This is a genomic window from Evansella sp. AB-P1, assembly GCF_029688925.1.
GTDB lineage: Bacteria > Bacillota > Bacilli > Bacillales > Salisediminibacteriaceae > Evansella.
Map to the genome: position 1 here is coordinate 311178 of NZ_JARUKY010000001.1, position 20347 is coordinate 331524.

The window sequence follows — 20347 nt, forward strand, 5'->3', positions numbered from 1 at the left end:
GGGCGTCTAGAACGCTTCTTGAATCCCGCATTTGTGTTTTTTCCTGATTTGCGGGCGTCTAGAACACTTCTTGAATCCCACATTTCATGAATTTTCAGCTTTGCACGGCTCTAGACCAAGAATACTTCCTATTTTCAGAGTAGAAAAACAGTCAATCATTGATTCCTTTTATGAAATTTAACATACGTATTTAGTGTATTTGTCTTTTTGTACTTGGAAAATTTCCTTTTAGCTATTATTTATACTCTATTTTCTGGCTATAGTAGTAAGAGGAGGTTGGAAAAATGGAAGTAACTTTTATACGTGAATTATCAACGAAGGAAAAGGAAGAGGTACGACAGCTAGCAGGCTTCTATCGTGGCATCGCTGTTTTTAGACGTGAAGATGTATTAGGTGTTGAACCAAAGGAACAGTTTTCAGAGGTGCAATTTATAAATACTATCAAATCATTAAATATTCCCATTAAAAACGTCAATGTGAAACAATAGCCATTGGCGTTTTTCTAGTTAACTTAAAAAAATAATTAGCTGAGATGAATAGGAAACTTTACGCTTCTACATATCAAACAAAGATTGTGTTATAGTAGGCTTCAGTACAAGGTGAAATATTTATTTTTTACATAAATTAGAGGTGGAAAAAGTGAAGGAACGAAAAGGATCACAGCAGGAAACACAATTAACCATAAAGGAAGGTCAACGCTTTCCATTAACAATAAAGCGAATGGGAATTGACGGGGAAGGTGTAGGCTTTTTCAAGCGCCAAGTTGTCTTCGTACCTGGAGCACTCCCAGGGGAAGAAATCGTTTGTGAAGTGACAAAAATTAAAGGGAAGTTTGCTCAAGGGCGAGTTGTGAAAATCAGGAAGGAATCTCCTGATCGCATTGCAGCTCCTTGTCCTGTCTATGAGGATTGTGGAGGTTGCCAGCTACAGCACCTTTCCTACGAAGGGCAATTAAAGGAGAAGAAGGATATTGTTCGTCAAGCATTTGAACGGTATACGAAAATCAACCTTGATCGAATAAACTTTCACGACACCATTGGGATGGACGATCCATGGGGGTATCGAAATAAAAGTCAAATGCAGGTAGGTCGTCATAATGGTAAGGTGATTGCTGGTTTATATAGTCCTAACAGCCATAAGCTTATCGATTTAAGTGAATGTATGGTCCAGCATCCACAAACGAATAAAGTGACTACTGTTATTAAACAAATTGCGGAAGACATGAATATTCATCCATACAATGAACGGAAGCGGACGGGTATTTTACGAACAATCGTTACGAGAGTGGGCTTTGAAACTGGAGAGTACCAAGTGGTTCTCGTTACAGTGAAAAAGGAAATTCCAAAGGTGAATTTATTTATTGATAAAATTAAGAAACGCCTCCCAGATGTTACGTCTATCGTACAAAACATTAACCCGAAGAAAACGTCATTAGTGTTTGGGGATGACACGATCGTTCTTTACGGAAAAGAAAAAATAGAAGAAAAAATGTCTGAGTATCGCTTTAATCTTTCTCCACGTGCCTTCTTCCAATTGAACCCAATCCAAACGAAGAAGCTATATGATGCAGCAAAGGGAGCAGCAGAACTAACTGGAAAAGAGAAGGTCGTAGATGCTTATTGTGGTGTAGGAACAATCGGACTATGGGTGGCAGAAGGAGCAGCAGAGTTACGAGGAATGGACGTTATCAGTGAATCTATTGAGGATGCACAAAAAAATGCTGCTGCGCATGGGGTGGAGCATGCTGAATATGTAGTAGGAAAAGCAGAAACATGGCTTCAAAGATGGGAAAAGGAAGGCTGGCATCCAGACGTGGTCATCGTTGACCCACCACGAACTGGACTAGATCAAACGTTTATTGATACGTTATTGCGCGTAAAACCGAAGCGAATTGTTTACGTATCTTGTAATCCATCAACTCTAGCCAAAAACGTTAATGATTTAACGAAGGACAAGAACGGATATAAGTTGAAATCGTTACAACCTGTAGACATGTTTCCACAGACGGCGCAGGTGGAGGTAGTCGCTTTGATAGATTTGAAATAGCCTAGTATGATAAAAATGTTTAGTATGTTTTTATGGAAAATATACGTTTGTTTATGTTCCCTCGGCCTAACGGTTCGGGGGGATTTTTGATCTCAGTACAGATCGACTTTTTCAAATAAAACCTCTCAAATTATGTGTCAACTAGAGGTTGCGATGCGTTGCAACCACAAGGAGCTTTACTTTTATTAAAAAAGTGTTCAATAATCATTACAGGTAGAGACAAGAATATTGAGAGGTGTTACATATAAATGATATTTGCCTGCTGAGTGGGGTAGCTGAAAACTCATTTAGGCTGTGTACTAGGCGTATGGATAATTCGGGTGAAAAAGAAGGCTTTTTCGTAATTATATTGAATACGTAGGGAAAAGAATAATTGTAGACTACTCATTAAGATTTATATCAATAAAAGGTTTACTGAGAGGGTAGTGTTTTTCCGTTAAGTACGGTTCTTAATATAAACGCTGCGTTAATTTTAAAAGGAGATGAAAAAGGATGAAAGTACGTTTTGGAGTATTAGGTTATGCTAGAATAGCAGAAAACTCAGTTATACCTCCTATGCTAGAGTCGGACTTCGCTGAATTTTACGCATTAGCATCCAGTAGCGAAGAAAAGAGAAAGGCTTGTAAAGAGAAGTTTGATTGTAAAAGAATTTATGAAAGCTATGAAGAACTTTTGGAGGATAAAGAAATTCAAGCTGTATATATTCCTTTGCCAAATTCACTACATAAGGAATGGGCCATTAAAGCCATGGAAAAAGGGAAACATGTTCTTTGTGAAAAACCAATGGCTTTAAATGAAACAGAGGCTTTAGAAATGATAGAGGTATCAAAGAAAAATAACGTAATTCTTATGGAAGCCTTCATGTATAAGTATACTAGTCGTATTCAGTTAGTGGAGGAAGTCTTAGAAAAGGGGATTTTAGGAGAAATTAAGCATATTACTTCCAGTTTTCGATTCTTTTTAAATCGTCCTAATACCATAAAGATGCAGCCAGAGTTAGGGGGAGGGGCTCTATATGACGTAGGGTGTTACCCTCTAAATTTTGTAGGAATGGTGATGAATCAAGAACCATCAGATATTCATGTGGTTTCGGAAATGAAAGAAGGCGTAGACGTTTCGGCATCTGTATTGTTACAGTATTCATCTGGGGCAACAGCAACTTTAAACGCTGGATTCAATGCTTTTCCAAGAAATTATTCCGAGATTATTGGAACGAAGGGTCGTATCGAGATTCCCGATACATTTACGGGTAAAGAAGGGAAATTATTTCTTTACACAGACGAAAAGGAAGAAGAAATTTATGTTCCACCTAGCTCAAGGTATCAATTAGAAGTAGATGATTTCTCTAGATCTATATTAAATGGTAAGGAGCCTTTAATATCATTAGAGGAAAGTCTTAGAAATATAAGAGTGATGGATCGTATTCTAGAAAAGGTATACTTTTAATAATGGACTAAGGGACAGTGGTTCACACCTGTCCCCGATTTTTTTGTATCTTATTTTATTTTAATATGGCTAAGAGTAAAATAATGTACGAGTATTGCTTCCATTCTGTTGTAATAAAGGATACAAAATCAAAATAAGCAATTAATTGATAGTTGGTGTACAAATCACTTCATTATTTTATAGGCTAAATAAGGAAAGAAACGATACAGGAAGTATAAAATCTTAACCTTCCCTATTCTTATTTCTCCAACCTTTCCCTTCTGAATCTTTTTTAGAAGATTATTAGCAAATACATCAGGGCTTATTTTACCCTTCCCTCTACCCTTAGTCATATTTGTATCTATTAATGGTGTTTTAACGTCAATAACTCTTATTGAAGAATTTTCTAGTTGATATCCCAAACTCATAGAAAAAATGGAAAGTGCAGCTTTTGATGCACAGTAGATTGGAGTATCTTTTTTTGGGACGATAGCTAAACCAGAAGATATATTAATAACTTTAGCCTCTTTTTGCTTCTTTAAAGTTGGTATTAGTAAACTAGTTAATCTTACAGGTCCGATAAAGTTAACATCCATCTCCTTTTCAATTTGTTTTAAAGGTGGTTGATCTTTATCAAAATAAGTTTGTATTTGTATACCTGCATTATTAATTAAATAATTTAATTTAGGGTAGTCATTCATAATGATTTTAACTAATGATTGTCGATCTTGTTCGCAGCTTATATCCGCTTTCAATGTTATCAATTGAGGTATTTCTGCCTTTGCAGCATGTAATTTTTTCTCATCCCTTCCCACAACGATCACAGTATTTTTTTGCTTAACTAATTTCTTCGCAAGGGCAAAACCAATACCAGAAGCTCCACCGGTTATTAAAACGGTATTATTAATTTTTTTCACATCCCATCCTCCTTTATTTTTATTAATCGTCATTAATTATAAAAGTGGAGGAAAGGACGTTCATTAACATTGGTTAATTTTTTAATTCTTTAATTAAGCGACTTAAAGAAACGGGGGATATACCAAGATAAGAGGCAATATAATACTGAGGTATTCTGTAAACTAATTCTGGATATTCCTTGATAAAATTGTTATATCTTTCTGTTGCATTAAGGTTAAGAAATTCCATTTCTCTTTTTTCTTTTTTCAGATAAAGTTTTTCCACTTCCTTTCTAACCACCATCTCCCATACTCTGCTGTTTCGAATCAATTCCTCCAATAACCCCTTTGATATAACAATGACAATAGAATCTTCAAGGGCTTGGATTGAAAAAGGCGATTCAAAAGAATTTACTAACGCACCATATGAAGTGACAAACTCATTCTCGTAGCAGAAACTCTTTATAAATTCCGAACCATCTTCTAATAAGTAAAACAACCTAAAAATGCCTTTTACACAAAAGTATACTTCTTCAACCGTATTTCCAGCTCTTATTAAATAATCTCCCTTTTTTATGGAGAGTGTAGCCATTTGTTCGGTAATTCTATCCCAGTTTTCAATTGGTTTATCTATATTAGCTTGTACGGCATTTTTAAATGCCTCATATGGGTTAATCATTATAAGACACACCTCATTGAACTTCATTTATGACACTTTAATTTTTTGTGAATTCAACCATTACTATGATGATAAAAACAAGTTGTTACTAATTAATGATGAAACAGTCTCTCATGTAATATAATTCACTAAAAGTACGACTTAAAGAAACTACCAATTATTCTAGGAATAAAAAGAACAATGTCAAACAAAATATCAACCCATAGCCAGGCAGAAGAATCTTTGTCCCGCTTTCTTTTTTTACCCATACGAATCTCTCCCTTACAAATCATCTTAGTTTTCATACGGTATAAAGAGAAGAAGGTTTCGAAAAGTTTTAATTACCAGTCTCCTAGCATAGGGAGGTAGTATCTTTTCAGTTTTACAATGGATGCCTACATAAACCTCACTCCGTATTTAAAAGATTGTAGTGCCCCACAGTAAAGTATTACCGCACTAGAAGGGACATTTTCTCCGTGACTTAAAACGCTTTTCGCTGGTAAATGATCGTCGTAACTATCCAAGAGATTGCGTAGAGTGTCAAGATAACCAATGTGGTACCCATATATAAAGTTTCGGTCGATAAATCGTTAATAAAGATTGTTATGGCGGTGAAGTGTTCAGCTAAAAATCTGACAATAGGCGGACCTAATGCTGCTAGAACGAGAAAAATAATGATGACGACCATTGAAATGTGGCCTGGCTTAAGAATATAAAATAATGGGAATGTAAACGCAGCGAACAATAGGAATAGGCCGCCGCCAATGGCGATATCGGTTAGCGTGAAAGGTCTATTGAAAATAAATAATGTTATACTTGTCACAGCAAAAGCTAATAAGGTATAAAGGATAGAACCTAGATAACGTGCTGCGATAATTTCCTTGCGTGTGTAAGGTAATGAATTTAACAAAATATTTGTCTCAGCTTTTTCATCGTAACTATAAGCGTTAAAGGGAATAAAAATACTTGCGACGAGAAAAATGAATGCAGGGTGATGGGAGTCTATAATAATAAAGACTAGAATAAAAGGAATAAAGGTTAATAACATCTTTTTTTGTAGTATGGCATCGCGCCGGATTAAATTAAACATGCTGATAGTCTCCTTTCATGTAATACATAATATCTTCAAGAGAGGCACGGTCAATAACTACGGTGTCTCCGAACGTGTCTTTCACTGTTGCCGTATTATCCGTCAATGCTTGAAACCCTGTTGGTGTCCGACGAACGCGAATAAATGCTTTTTCTGTGTCGCTATCCAGTAGGTCTATAGCTCCTTTAACAATGGCATAGTTTTCCGCAACATCGTGAATGGACTTATGAAAGACTAAGTCTCCATGCTGGATAAAAGCAATATAGTCAGCGATCCGGTCTAAATCAGAAGTTATATGCGTCGAGAAAAAGATGGTGCGATTACTATCCATCATTAATTCCTGTAAAAGATCGAGTAACTCCCGTCTGAATATAGGGTCTAATCCTGCCGTTGGTTCATCCATAATAATTAGTTCTGCATGGTGTGATAAAGCAATGGCCAATGAAGCCTTCATTTGCATCCCTTTGGAAAAAGTTTTCATCGGTTTATTAAGTGGTAATTCGAATTTTTCAACATATTGTTTAAATAAAGTATCATCCCATTGTTTGTATGCCGGCCCCACAATGCGTTTTATATCCTTTAAGTTCAGCCCTTCAAAAAAGACATTACCATCGTACACAAAACCAATCCGTTCTTTGATCTCCTTTTCGTGTTCCTTGTAATTCAGACCGAAAAGCTTAATTTCTCCGGAGTCTGGTTTTAGCAGATTCATCATCATTTTTATTGTAGTAGACTTCCCGGCACCATTTGCACCAATAAAACCTGTTACAAAGCCTTGCTTCAGTTGTAAATTAATGTTTTCTATGGAGAAACCTTTAAAAGTTTTGCTAACATTTTTTAGATCCACTATATTTTCCATTTCAATCACTCCTCGTATAAGAACTTCAATATTTCCTGTAACTCATCAAGCGTTAGCCCAATTTCCTTACTATTCGTGATGACATCACTGAGTTGCTCCTCAATGACTTTCAGCTTCTTTTCTTTGATTACCTCTAAATTTTGCTCTGCGACAAAAGAGCCTTTTCCCACAATGGAATAAATAAAGCCTGCCTTTTCCAATTCTTCATAGGCACGTTTCGTCGTTATCACACTAATTTGTAAATCCTTGGCGAGTTTACGCATGGAAGGTATGGCTGTTCCCTCCTGTAGTTCACCTGACAAAATAGCCGATTTGACTTGATTCATAATTTGCTCGTAAATCGGCTCTTTTGAACTGTTCGAAATAATGATCTGCATCCTAATCCCTCTTCTTTATTTTTTTGTGAAAAATGAAATAGCGTCATGTACGGCTTGAATCAGTATTGTGATCACGTGGAGGCTCATAATCAAATTAAAAAATGGAAAAGAATACGGGGTAATCCATTCCGTAAAGGGCTTCAAGTTCAAAATCCACCTGCCAGTTCTAGCAAATAGGCTACCACTATCGTTTATGTTTGGTTCAAAGGAAGTACCATCAACCGCGAAAAAAATAACTTGCACAAGGACGAATATACCAAGGATGAACATCCAGCGCTTGCTTATATTCATTTTTGGTTTGCTTACTGTTGTTACCATTTGAACAATTCCTCTCTTGTTTTGTTCTTTTGATTCATCTATAGAGCAGTCTCCTATATTAAGTAAAAAAGTAGCTGTGTCTATATAATGTGTATACACTATATACACATTATATACACGGTGAAAAAATCATGCAACCCTATATGAATAAAATTAAAGGAATGAGGAAAGGGAACGGAACGGTCCTGCTAAACGTGTTAAGCTCATCTAAACGCTACATCTTTCTCTTGACTAGAACGTATGTTCAGAATATAATTTAGTTGAATTGAGGAACGAATGTTCTTTTAAGAGAGAGGTGATGGATATGGATGAGTCTAGGACTGATCATGATCGACTATTCAAAGAATTAATTTCCACATTTTTTGAAGAGTTTATGCTGCTGTTTTTCCCACAAGCTCACGAGCAACTAGATTTTACTAACATTCATTTTTTGTCTCAAGAAATATTCACAGATGTAACAGATGGAGACAAGCATGAAGTTGATCTATTGGTAGAAACGAAATTAAGGGGGATTGATAGTCTCATTATTGTACATATTGAATCTCAAGCTAGCTTTCAAAAGCATTTTAATGAAAGAATGTTTATCTATTTTAGTAAGCTTTATCAAAAATATCGCCGCAAAATCCTTCCCATTGCTATATTTAGCTATGATACTCCGAGAGAAGAACCCAATTCATTTTTAATGAACTTCCCATTTGCAGAAATACTTCACTTTAACTATTTATCCATTGAATTGAAAAAGAAAAATTGGCGTGATTATATTAGGAATGAAAACCCAGTAGCTGCCGCATTGTTAAGTAAAATGGGTTATAATATGGATGAACGTATTGAAGTAAAAAAAGAATTTTTTAGAATAATTATTCGGCTAGAACTAGACAAAGCTCGGGAATCCTTATTAACTGGTTTTTTCGAGACATATTTAAAATTAACCGATGATGAGGAATATCGATTTAAAGAAGAGGTGAAAGCAATGGATCCAAAGGAAGGGGAGAGAATTATGGAAGTCATCACTTCTTACGAAAGAATAGGAATGGAAAAGGGAATGGAAAAAGGAATGGAAAAAGGAATAGAAAAAGGAATGGAAAAAGGGATTGAAAAAGGGATTGAAAAAGTTGCTAAGCGGATGTTAGAAAAAGGGAAGCAAGTGGATGAAATTGCAGAGCTAACGGGTTTGTCTATTGTTGATGTGGATCGCCTTAGGGAAGAGATGGGAATAGATTAATTATTACCCGGTCAAAGCATTTTTATTTGGTGGGGCTTATAGTTAGAACTAGACAAAGCTCGGGAATCCTTATTAACTGGTTTTTTCGAGACATATTTAAAATTAACCGATGATGAGGAATATCGATTTAAAGAAGAGGTGAAAGCAATGGATCCAAAGGAAGGGGAGAGAATTATGGAAGTCATCACTTCTTACGAAAGAATAGGAATGGAAAAGGGAATGGAAAAGGGAATGGAAAAAGGAATGGAAAAAGGAATAGAAAAAGGAATGGAAAAAGGGATTGAAAAAGGGATTGAAAAAGTTGCTAAGCGGATGTTAGAAAAAGGGAAGCAAGTGGATGAAATTGCAGAGCTAACGGGTTTGTCTGTTGTTGATGTGGATCGCCTGAAGGAAGAATTAGATAAAGATCAATAAAAACATCCTTAAATTCCCTTTATTACCTTCTATTTTGGTGAGCTTATTTTAGAGGCATACCATAAATTATTTTGTGATATTCTTTCCTTAATTATTAAATGTTATTCCTCGACACACTTCAAAGTATATCCCCCTATAAATTTTTAATTCCTATATTTTAAAAATGATTCAACAACATATAGCTTTTCGATTATCTATAACTTCTTGACCTTTTGACCTCTTCTTAGTGAAGCTCCAGTAATGACTGATCAAATTTAGTTAGTGAGGTGGTTATAATAAGTTCATTATTGAATGAATTTCATAAATAAAAAGTTATTATTTTCGATTGTAGAGGAAGACGGCGACTCCAGCGACGAGCATATGCTTCACGAATAAGCTTCGAGTTGTCTCGACGCACTTAACAACAGAGCAATACTAGTAGAGGCAGAGACAGGACAATATGCTTTAGCAGTATACAAAGTGTCTAGTGTGGAGTTGAAGCCGTGTCCGCAGCAGTCAGGACGACGAGATTACGCCGTTGCCCACAGGACGTGGGCTGTCATTAGTAGTAATTGATCCGTCTGCAGCGGAAATCGAATTAAATTTAAACTCCTTGTATAAATGTTTGTGTTTTAGAATGAAATAGTGAATTATTAAATTGACTCAATTATAAGAAAATTATAAAAACAATTAGTGAGCTCAAGCTATTTCTTTTGATACAATCCCCCTTTACTACAAATTAAAATTCCGCAAGTAACAAATATATCATCCATTAATTTTTTAAATTAATAAAAAAATATGACATATATGGAGGTTTTCAATTTGTCAAAAGTGTTATCCATCCCCGCAGGAAAAACGTTTCAAATCATTGAAGATCATCTTGTTCATGCTTTTCCCAATACCCAAAAATACAAACTCGAATCCTATGTAACCTTTCGAAAGCAACATAGTATAATGACTGATTTATACACAGTGGAGAACGCCGTAGTATTTGATCCCAATCACGATGAAATAGATTATGTAACTAAAGACGTTGGGAAGGAGGAAAAAGAACGAATTACCGCTTATGTGAAAGATAGAAAAATGTCAAAAATGGGCTTTGATAAACCAGACACGCCATATGTTTTTTGGCTCCTTAAGTGGGAATTGTCTCTTCCTCATGAACCACGTCCTGAGAAAGGTAACCCTACTCATGTGTATTATAACTACGAAGAATTAGTTAATGGAGATAGATTTGTTACTTCAGCCTCTAGCCGTAAAAATGGATTGACTAGTAAAGAATAGAAGCCCCTAGTTACTTAGTCATCTCTTTAAATACCCTTATTCCTCCTTAGTTTTAACTACATTTTTAACTATATTTTTATAATCCCAAAAGAGAAAAATTAGAATGAATGACACTCCTATTTTAAGGAGACTTCTCGCTGAACTACGAATCAACCAACCTTAACACCATTTTCCCTCAAAACTTATGTCATCAAATTAGTTAAATATTTAACAAAATCTGAAAGGGGTGATAAATATGTAATCTATTTGGTAATATTTATGCTTTATTTTCTTTCGATTCATAATATATCCATTTCAACATTTTAAAGGAGGAGCTTTAATGGGACATGATATTTATGGTTATAACAAAGACGGAAAGGAAATTGCTTATGCTCGATTTAGCATGTGGAATGATAATGCTACGATACTATACCGTTTACTTGATTCGATGGATTATCATGGAGGAGTTAGTGGGTTAGGTAGAAGCTCTGCTTTTGATAAAGAAAAAATAGAAAATGCCTTAAATAGCTATACACAATTACACAATAATATCGGTAATTTCATGTCAGGTTGTGATCCATTTGATCTAGAACAAATCCAGAATTTTATACAAAACTGTTATACTACGGCACAAAAAGAAGGGAGTGTTACTGTGTTCTTTGGCTAATGTTCTTACTATTGTTATTGAATTCCCCAACAACAACTGATAAGCGAAATACAATTAGCATCAATTCTCTTAATCAGATTGCTATGAGGACCTAGGGATGCTGTTTTACTCGAATAAAAGTGTAACAAGTGGTTAAGTAACTGCGTCCTATGGTTTTTATGGAATAGGGATAGTGAACTCTTGCGTACCTCTGTAAAAAAGTGTGTCTCACTGTTAAATAAAATATAATGAGAGTAAGATAGGGAGTGAAAGGAGGCGCTATTATGGAACTACATGAGAAAGTAAGCACAGGACTAACTGGATTTGATCAAGCAATTGATAAGCTACGATTGGGAGATAATGTTGTTTGGCAAGTGGATTCTATAGAGGATTATAAGAAGGTGGTTCAACCTTATGTAGAGCAGGCAAAGCGGGATAATCGGAAGATGATCTACGTCCGTTTTGGGCAACACGAACCGATTCTCGAAGAAGGTATTGGTGTTAAGGTATACAAACTTGAGGCAAGGAAAGGATTCGAAAGCTTTGCTACTGAGGTACATAGTTTAATGGAGCAAGAAGGTAGAAAAGCTTTTTATGTCTTTGACTGCCTTACAGATTTGTTAGAATACTGGCATTCTGACTTGATGATTGGTAATTTCTTTAAAGTTACTTGTCCTTACTTATATGAGTTAGATACAATTGCATATTTTGGAATCATAAGAAACGCCCATACATACAGTAGCATTGCAGGTATTCGGGAAACGACACAGCTATTACTTGATCTATATAAAGTAAAAGAAAACTATTATATTCATCCACTGAAGGTGTGGCAACGTTATTCTCCAACCATGTTCTTCCCACATCTTATAAAAGGAGATGAAGCAATTAGTATCACCTCAAGTGCAGAATCCGCTATGTTATTTTCTAATATTCATCGAGGAGGGGAACGGTTAGATAACTGGACTGTAATCTTTAGTGAGGCCAGAGAGAAACTAATACTTCCTATTGAGGAGCAAGAAGAAACGAAAAGGAAATTAATGAAGATGTTAATCGGCCATGAGTCCCGCATGCTCGAGCTTTGTAACAAATATTTCACTTTAAATGATCTGTTGCAAATTGCATCGAGGGAGGTAGGGACAGGCTTTATTGGAGGAAAAAGTGTTGGAATGCTTCTAGCTAGAAAGATTATCGAGAAGGATGGAGGGGACCGCTTTCAATCTTATATAGAACCCCATGATTCATTTTATTTAGGATCTGATATTTTCTACACATATATTGTGCAAAATGGATGGTGGAAGCTTCGCGCGAAACAAAGAACGAAAGAAGGGTATTATACATATGCCGCTAAGCTGAAAGAAAAAATGTTATATGGAAAATTTCCAGGAAATATTCAGGAGCAATTTGTACAGACTTTAGAATATTTTGGTCAGTCGCCTATCATTGTACGTTCAAGTTCATTGCTGGAGGATAATTTTGGAAATGCCTTCTCAGGTAAATATGAAAGTGTGTTTTGTGTTAATCAAGGGACACTTGAGGAACGGTATGAAGCTTTTGAAAATGCAATACGTACAGTTTATGCCAGTACAATGAATGAGGATGCTCTCGCCTATCGGATGAACAGAGGATTGTTTGAAAAAGATGAGCAGATGGCTATATTGGTTCAACGGGTGTCTGGAGATCAATACGGAGAAGCATTTTTCCCACATCTTGCAGGAGTAGGGAATTCCTCTAATTTGTATGTATGGGATGATAATATAGATATGGATGCTGGCATGTTACGACTCGTTTTTGGTCTAGGTACGAGGGCGGTAGACAGAACGGTGGAGGATTACGCCAAAATTGTGACCTTGGATAACCCATTACGCTTGCCTCTAATCCATATGGAAGATAGACAGAAATTTTCTCAGCATAATGTGGATATCCTTTCTTTATCTGAAAATAAGCTAACGTCAAGAAAGTGGGATGATATTAGCAGTGTTGATTTTAATATAAGAAAAGGGTTATTTGCTACATTGGACTACGAAATGGAAAGAAGACTTCGTTCCCTTGGATATACGAATAAGAAAGTGCCCTATATCCTTGATTTTGAACAAGTACTTAAAACGACTGAATTTCCTACCGTTATGAAAGATATATTAACGTTATTATCAAAGGTTTATGATTATCCTGTGGATATTGAATTTACTGCAAATTTTACAAGTGATTCGGATTTTAAAGTGAACCTTGTACAATGTCGACCGTTACAGACGAGAGGGTTAGGCCATTCGGTAAAACTACCAGAACTAACGGATGAGAAAGATTGTTTTATCTCCACGAAAGGTAACTTTATGGGTGGAAATGTCCACTTATCAATTGGATATGTTGTTTATGTGGAGGCTGAAGCATATTTAGATCGTAATGAACAAGGAAAATACGAAGTAGCTAGACAGATAGGTAAAATCAATAGAGCTCTGAAAGGAGAAAATGTCATGCTCGTAGGGCCAGGTAGATGGGGCACAACTACAGCGTCTCTCGGCGTACCTGTCCATTTTACGGAGCTTAGTAATATGGCGGTAATCTGTGAAGTCTCAACATCAGGGTTAATGCCTGAATTATCATATGGAAGTCATTTTTTCCAAGACCTTGTGGAAACGGGAATATTCTATGTAGCAGTCTTTAATGGACAAAAGGATGTACAGTTTCAGCCTGAATATGTTTTAAAAAAGAAGAATATGCTCACATCATTTTTACCGGATGGGGAGAAATTCTCGGATGTGATTCATATTGCAAAAACAGATGGTTTGCAAGTGTTCTCTGATATTGTGACTCAGAGGCTTATATGTAAGTGACAAAGATAAATATTGCTATTTCGAAACATTCTTTCTTAATTAAAATAGGAAAAACCGCTGTCCTTACGCTACCGGACAGCGGTTTTCTTATATATTAGTTACTTGTAAGTTGTGCCTTCTTAAGGTCTTCTTTCTTTAGGTCGAAGCGATCTGCGTTCATTACCTTAACCCAAGCATTGATAAAGTCACGGACAAACTTCTCTTTGTTATCGTCTTGAGCATAAACTTCTGCTAGGGAACGTAGAACAGAGTTTGAACCGAACACTAGGTCAACTCTCGTTGCTGTACGCACTACTTCACCTGTATTGCGATCCCGTCCTACATATGTTTCTCCCTCAACAGGCTTCCACTCTACTCCCATGTCAAGTAAGTTAACAAAGAAGTCATTTGTAAGTGTACCTACGCGATCAGTGAACACGCCGTGTTGAGTACCACCGTGATTCGTACCAAGAACACGCATACCGCCAACAAGTACAGTCATTTCTGGTGCTGTAAGGTTTAGGAGCTGTGCCTTATCTATTAGGAGCTCTTCTGGACCAATACTGTACTGCTTTTTCTGATAATTTCGGAAACCGTCAGCAATTGGTTCAAGAAATTCAAATCCTTCAACATCTGTTTGCTCTTCTGTTGCATCACCGCGTCCAGGTGAGAAAGGAACAGTTACGTCAAAACCTGCATCTAATGCCGCTTGTTCTATTGCAGCACTACCACCAAGTACAATTAAATCGGCAATGCTAACTTTTTTATCAAGTTTACTTTGAAGGTCTTCTAATGCACTAAGCACTTTTTCAAGTTGTTCCGGTTGATTCGCTTCCCAATCCTTCTGTGGTGCAAGACGAATGCGGGCACCATTAGCGCCACCACGATGGTCCGATCCTCGATAAGTACTAGCCGAAGCCCAAGCAGTTGTGACAAGTTCGCTAACTGTAAGTCCTGTGTCTAGGATCTTCTTTTTAAGTTCTGCTATTTCTGCATCTGTTAACTCATAATCTACTGACGGAACAGGGTCTTGCCAGATGAAATCTTCCTCTGGAACTTCTGGTCCGAGGTATCTTTCTTTTGGACCCATATCACGGTGTAATAATTTGAACCATGCACGACCGAATGCTTCTGCAAACTGATCCGGATTTTCGTGGAAACGTCGTGCAATTTTTTCAAATTCTGGATCATGTCTTAATGCCATATCAGCGGTAGTCATCATAGTGTGAACTTTCTTTGATGGATCTTCTGCATCTGGTGCTAGATCCTTCTCATCTGGATCCACAATCTGCCACTGCCAAGCTCCAGCAGGGCTCTTTGTCAACCACCATTCATATCCAAATAATAGATCAAAATATCCATTGTCCCACTGTGTCGGATTAGCAGTCCAAGCACCTTCTATACCACTTGTGATGGTGTCACGTCCTTTACCACTACCGTAGGAGCTTTCCCAACCTAAGCCTTGTGCTTCAATAGGAGCTGCTTCTGGTTCTGGACCAACATGGGAAGCGTCCCCTGCTCCGTGTGCCTTACCAAACGTATGGCCACCTGCTGTTAATGCAACAGTTTCTTCATCGTTCATTCCCATACGTGCAAAGGTTTCACGAATGTCGTGAGCACTCTTTAGTGGATCTGGCTTACCGTTTGGACCTTCTGGGTTAACATAAATAAGACCCATCTGAACAGCAGCAAGAGGATTCTCAAGTTCGCGATCCCCAGAATAACGATTATCACCAAGCCATTCTGTTTCCGCCCCCCAGTAAATGTCTTCTTCTGGATGCCAAATGTCTGGGCGCCCTGCACCAAAGCCTATAATTGGTCCGCCCATGTCTTCAATAGCAACATTCCCTGCCATTACGAGTAAGTCAGCCCAAGAGATTTTGTTTCCATACTTTTGTTTAATCGGCCAAAGAAGTCGACGAGCTTTATCAAGGCTAGCGTTGTCAGGCCAGCTGTTAAGTGGAGCAAAACGTTGATTACCAGTTCCACCACCACCTCGACCGTCGCCTGTACGGTATGTACCTGCGGCGTGCCAAGACATACGAATAAAGAATGGCCCATAATGACCATAATCAGCAGGCCACCAATCTTGACTATCTGTCATTAGATTATGAAGATCTTGTTTAAGCGCATCATAATCTAGCTTTTTAAATTCCTCTGCATAATCAAAGTCTTCTTCCATAGGATTTGATTTTCTGTCATGTTGATGGAGAATATTCAAGTTTAACGCGTTTGGCCACCAGTCCTTGTTTGATGTTCCACTAGATGTGTTACTTGTAGCACCTCCGTGAAACGGGCATCCTCCAGTGTTGCCATTGTTTTTTGCGTCCATTTTTGTTCCTCCCCTTCCATAAAAATAAGTAGGAAATAATTATTTAATCTACACTTCAGAACCTAGTAAACTAGATAATAATTATTTCACATCTATAATCATTATAATAAACTGCTGTTTATAATTACAAAAAAAAAGACTTGCGAAAGTAAATGTTTTATGTGAAAACAGACACAAAACGTACACAAAAGTTTCTTTTTCATAGATTAATGGGGAAGAAAATGAAAACGTTTAACCTAACGTGGTATATGCATTTTAAATAAATTCTGAGGAAGGAATGTAGATAGAAAAGAGTAATTATCAATAAGAACAATAAACTTGTGTTAAACAAGTATATTAACTTATTAACATTGATAATAGTCACCATTTAAATGAGAATGTCAGAATATTTGACACTTAATTCCCCATGCAATGATTAAAATAGAAAATGTAAAAAGTATTATTTTTTATTAGTTTTTTCCACTTCATGATTGAGACCACATCTCTAAATTAATCTTAGAATTTTAATCAAGCAAAGTTTTATACTTTTCCACCACACCTTCTGTCAAAATACCTTTATTATAGAAGTGGTTTACAAAATGAATAATCACCTGTTCATTTTCCTCTGTTATATTTACTTCCTTTAATACACGATTAATAATGTGAGCTGATTTTTGTGGGTTGAGGTACATCGTATTCAACGCATTTACTTGTAATTCTAAATCGCTACTTAATGCTGCTTCTTCCATTTTTTCAATAGGTATTTGATCGTGTAAATGCCCATAAGGATCTTCGTATACATCTGTATAAATAAAATCAATGGGATTGTACTCTGCTAAATTATATATAAACTGCTTGTCCTTCACTGTAACAATCATTTCATTTTTTTCAATTTTAATACTTCCCTTATCTATAGTGATACTTTTATCTGAAAAGGTTTTAACAAGGGTCGTTACGTCTGGTGTAATTAGAAAATAACGGAAATTAGGATTTAATTGACCGAAGTATTCTAGGAGGGTTGTATTATCAATCATTTCTATATCTAATAATCTGGTAAATGTAGTGGGACGATAATAATAGTTTGCATCTAATTTTTTCATTGTAATTGTCCACTCTGTATCAGGGCAGTCAAACAATACGCGGAACGCATATCCATCTTCTGTTTTCATTAGTTCGTCGTAAATTAACCATTGACCAACCTGAATTGGATTATCTGATTCTTCAGCAATAATTTGTTGAAAAGTAAAATGAACAAGTGAAATGGATGAAAAACCACCATCTGTATTAATGTAGAGATGAAGTACATCCCCTTCTCGTTGGATTCGTTTAATAGTGGAATCATGCAAGTTCTCCTCAAAGACGTCCTGAACTGTGGAAGGGAGAAAACTAACTGCATTCATTGTTTGATCATATGCATTATCTAATATTTTTTCAAATTCATTGTCAGCTTCTTTCATCCATTGTAAGTAGTCTTCACGGACTGCTTTCGGTAATGTAGGTTGATTTAATGTTCCATTTTCCACATAAGGAATGAAGCGTGTAGGCAAAATATGTAATATTTTCTCTTTTACTTCTTCAAGCTCTTCTTTTAAACGGGCAGTGAGATCTTCCCCTTCCTCATTTGCTTCTCTTAATGCTACTTCCCAGTCTCGATCGGATTCATGAATGGGTAGAAGATTGCAGGTGGTGAATTTCTCTTTCACGTTCTTTGATATATTCCACATAAAAACACCTCCAGTAGTTGGTGAAATTAGTATACTATAAGAATTTTGATTTAGTTGTGTACTTTTTGGTAATATTTATCATCTTTGTGTTTTACTTCATGTAATGTGTATTACCTAGTCCAAAATTCAAAAAACTTTTTTCAAGATCACACAGTGAAAAATAAACGAATAATTACAAAAAAGGGAGGGAAGAAGATTTATAAAAGCTATTAATCTGTAAATGTTAGACTGTGAATGTGATAGGAGATAACCAATTTTCAATTTTAGTTGCAGCGGAAGGGTTGAAAGCATGTAATGTTCGAGTAAATGAATATGAAGGTTGTTTGCTGCTTTTTTTGCTTTAATTTAGAAGTGAGGAAATATTACCAAATAAGCTAAATTAACTTTTGTGGCTTGAACGAGGGGACGAATGTTAGTGTATTATAGCCTTTAATATCAATGTTTTTCACTCCTTACAGATTAAAAAAACTCAGGAGAACCGTCCCCAAGAACACTGACTTAAATATTTAAAACTATCATAATAGTAAAAAAATATTTAAATCTTATAAAGTTAGTGATAAAATGAACATAAGTATATTTGATACAGAAGTGGTGTGTGGGGATGAACCTGTACATTTTTCTGCAAATCTAGGTATGAGGATGGTTAAAATGAGCAATAGACAAACGAAAACAGATGTAATCTTAATTGGTGCAGGAATTATGAGTGCGACATTAGGTTCCATGTTAAAAGAATTAGTACCAGAATGGGAAATTACAGTGTTTGAGAAGCTCGATAACGCAGGAGTGGAGAGCTCTAACGAATGGAATAACGCTGGTACTGGGCATGCCGCACTTTGTGAACTAAACTACACAGTCGAAAAACAGGACGGATCAATAGATATTAGTAAAGCTATAAAAATTAATGAACAATTTCAAGATTCCATGCAGTTTTGGTCTTATCTAGTAAAAAACAAGCTCATACAAAATCCGGAAGAATTTATTAAAGAATTACCACATATGAGTTTTGTGCAAGGGGAAAAGGATGTAGAGTTTCTCAAAAAACGTTTTGAAGCCTTAACGAATAACCCCCTCTTTGAAGGGATGGAATTTTCCGATAACCCTGAAAAATTAAAGGAATGGATTCCACTTATTATGAAAGACCGTACTTCGAAGGAGCCAATAGCAGCAACAAAAATTGACTCTGGAACAGATGTTAATTTTGGTGCCTTAACGCACATGATATTTGATCACCTACAAAGTAAAGATGTAAAAATCAACTACAAGCATAGTGTTGAGGATTTGAATCGTACTAGTGATGGCTTGTGGGAAGTGAAAGTGCTTAATGAAGAAAGTGGTGCAATCAAACACATTACTTCAAAATTTGTCTTTATTGGAGGCGGTGGAGGAAGCTTACACTTACTACAAAAGTCCGGTATTCCTGAAGGTAAAAATTATGGTGGCTTCCCTGTAAGTGGATTGTTTTTGGCTTGTAATAATCCTTTTGTTGTAGAACAGCATAATGCAAAAGTGTACGGAAAAGCAAAAGTTGGAGCACCTCCAATGTCTGTACCGCATCTTGATACACGTTTTATCGACAATAAAAAGTCGTTGCTATTTGGACCCTTTGCTGGCTTCTCACCAAAGTTTTTGAAATATGGTTCTGTATTTGATCTGTTAACCTCCATCAAACCAGATAATCTAGGAACGATGTTGGCCGCAGGGGCAAAAAACATGTCATTAACAAAATATTTAATTCAGCAAGTGATGCTATCTAAAGAGCAGCGTATGGATGAGTTACGTGACTTTATCCCGAACGCAAAGAGTGAAGATTGGGAATTAGTAGTAGCTGGTCAACGTGTGCAAGTGATTAAAGATACAGAAGCTGGCGGGAAAGGAACACTTCAATTTGGTACAGAAGTTGTTAGCGCAGCAGATGGTTCGATCGCTGCTTTGCTCGGTGCTTCACCTGGTGCATCTACTGCCGTTTCCGTCATGCTTGAATTGCTAAACATGTGCTTCCCTGAACAAATGGAATCATGGGAACCGAAAATTAAAGAAATGATTCCTTCTTATGGGGAGTCTTTAATGGAGAACCCAGAGCTTCTGAACGAAATCCATGCTTCAACAGCGAATACTCTTGGATTTGTGGACGATAAGAAAGAAGAAGTGAAGAAAGAAGAAGCGAAGAAAGTTCCAGAGCTTATTGGATAAAAAACAACGGGATAATTATCCCGTTGTTTTTTAGCGTTTACAAATTAATTCATGTTAGATTCACTTATATAGCATTTTAATATTGTAAAAAAAACGTAGGAACCGCCTTACTATTTACAAAT

Annotated in this window: 17 protein-coding genes; 9 read left to right on the forward strand and 8 right to left on the reverse strand. The window is 36.4% G+C overall.

Annotated features, from left to right (window positions below):
- The first annotated feature begins 284 nt into the window (after positions 1-284).
- The 3 genes from QA612_RS01455 (at position 285) to QA612_RS01465 (ending at position 3492) form a co-directional block, all read left to right on the forward strand.
- A complete protein-coding gene (locus QA612_RS01455) occupies positions 285-488 on the forward strand; it encodes a hypothetical protein (RefSeq protein ID WP_278281954.1) in 204 nt (67 codons plus the stop codon).
- Positions 489-639: 151 nt separating this feature from the next.
- Positions 640-2046 (forward strand): 23S rRNA (uracil(1939)-C(5))-methyltransferase RlmD, encoded by a 1407-nt coding sequence (rlmD, locus tag QA612_RS01460; RefSeq protein ID WP_278281955.1) that lies wholly within the window; start codon positions 640-642, stop codon positions 2044-2046.
- Positions 2047-2538: 492 nt separating this feature from the next.
- Positions 2539-3492: a Gfo/Idh/MocA family protein gene (locus QA612_RS01465; protein ID WP_278281956.1), complete on the forward strand. Its 954-nt coding sequence runs from the start codon at positions 2539-2541 to the stop codon at positions 3490-3492.
- Positions 3493-3656: 164 nt separating this feature from the next.
- Here the strand turns inward: QA612_RS01465 and QA612_RS01470 are convergent, their stop codons facing one another.
- From QA612_RS01470 to QA612_RS01495, 6 genes are all read right to left on the reverse strand, one after another.
- On the reverse strand, positions 3657-4388 hold the full coding sequence (locus QA612_RS01470; protein WP_278281957.1) for an SDR family oxidoreductase: 732 nt from the start codon (positions 4386-4388) through the stop codon (positions 3657-3659).
- Positions 4389-4461: 73 nt separating this feature from the next.
- Positions 4462-5046, reverse strand: a complete 585-nt coding sequence (locus QA612_RS01475; protein WP_278281958.1) for a Crp/Fnr family transcriptional regulator — start codon at positions 5044-5046, stop codon at positions 4462-4464.
- Positions 5047-5506: 460 nt separating this feature from the next.
- Positions 5507-6115, reverse strand: a complete 609-nt coding sequence (locus QA612_RS01480) for an ABC-2 transporter permease (protein ID WP_278281959.1) — start codon at positions 6113-6115, stop codon at positions 5507-5509.
- Positions 6108-6974 carry an ABC transporter ATP-binding protein gene (locus tag QA612_RS01485; RefSeq protein WP_278281960.1) on the reverse strand — a complete coding sequence of 289 codons (867 nt, stop codon included), beginning with the start codon at positions 6972-6974 and terminating at the stop codon, positions 6108-6110. The genes QA612_RS01480 and QA612_RS01485 overlap by 8 nt, the downstream gene beginning before the upstream one ends.
- A 5-nt stretch (positions 6975-6979) precedes the next feature.
- A complete protein-coding gene (locus tag QA612_RS01490) occupies positions 6980-7351 on the reverse strand; it encodes a GntR family transcriptional regulator (RefSeq protein ID WP_278281961.1) in 372 nt (123 codons plus the stop codon).
- A 15-nt stretch (positions 7352-7366) separates the two neighbouring features.
- Positions 7367-7669: a YfzA family protein gene (locus QA612_RS01495; RefSeq protein WP_347568853.1), complete on the reverse strand. Its 303-nt coding sequence runs from the start codon at positions 7667-7669 to the stop codon at positions 7367-7369.
- A 304-nt stretch (positions 7670-7973) separates the two neighbouring features.
- On the opposite strand from QA612_RS01495, the gene QA612_RS01500 reads away from it, so the two are divergent.
- From QA612_RS01500 to QA612_RS01520, 5 genes are all read left to right on the forward strand, one after another.
- On the forward strand, positions 7974-8891 hold the full coding sequence (locus QA612_RS01500; RefSeq protein WP_278281962.1) for an RpnC/YadD family protein: 918 nt from the start codon (positions 7974-7976) through the stop codon (positions 8889-8891).
- Positions 8892-9038: 147 nt separating this feature from the next.
- Complete coding sequence (locus tag QA612_RS01505; RefSeq protein WP_278281963.1) at positions 9039-9305, forward strand: RpnC/YadD family protein; 267 nt, start codon at positions 9039-9041, stop codon at positions 9303-9305.
- Between the two features lie 801 nt (positions 9306-10106).
- Complete coding sequence (locus QA612_RS01510; RefSeq protein ID WP_278281964.1) at positions 10107-10568, forward strand: hypothetical protein; 462 nt, start codon at positions 10107-10109, stop codon at positions 10566-10568.
- A gap of 319 nt (positions 10569-10887) precedes the next feature.
- Complete coding sequence (locus tag QA612_RS01515; protein ID WP_278281965.1) at positions 10888-11214, forward strand: hypothetical protein; 327 nt, start codon at positions 10888-10890, stop codon at positions 11212-11214.
- Positions 11215-11477: 263 nt separating this feature from the next.
- The gene (locus QA612_RS01520; protein WP_278281966.1) at positions 11478-14021 is read left to right on the forward strand and encodes a PEP/pyruvate-binding domain-containing protein; all 2544 of its coding nucleotides are present in this window, start codon (positions 11478-11480) and stop codon (positions 14019-14021) included.
- A 94-nt stretch (positions 14022-14115) separates the two neighbouring features.
- Here the strand turns inward: QA612_RS01520 and katG are convergent, their stop codons facing one another.
- Complete coding sequence (katG, locus tag QA612_RS01525) at positions 14116-16332, reverse strand: catalase/peroxidase HPI (RefSeq protein ID WP_278281967.1); 2217 nt, start codon at positions 16330-16332, stop codon at positions 14116-14118.
- 503 nt (positions 16333-16835) lie between these two features.
- A complete protein-coding gene (locus tag QA612_RS01530; protein ID WP_278281968.1) occupies positions 16836-18035 on the reverse strand; it encodes a DUF4085 family protein in 1200 nt (399 codons plus the stop codon).
- A gap of 648 nt (positions 18036-18683) precedes the next feature.
- On the opposite strand from QA612_RS01530, the gene QA612_RS01535 reads away from it, so the two are divergent.
- A complete protein-coding gene (locus tag QA612_RS01535; protein ID WP_481804400.1) occupies positions 18684-20225 on the forward strand; it encodes a malate:quinone oxidoreductase in 1542 nt (513 codons plus the stop codon).
- Positions 20226-20347 lie beyond the last annotated feature (122 nt).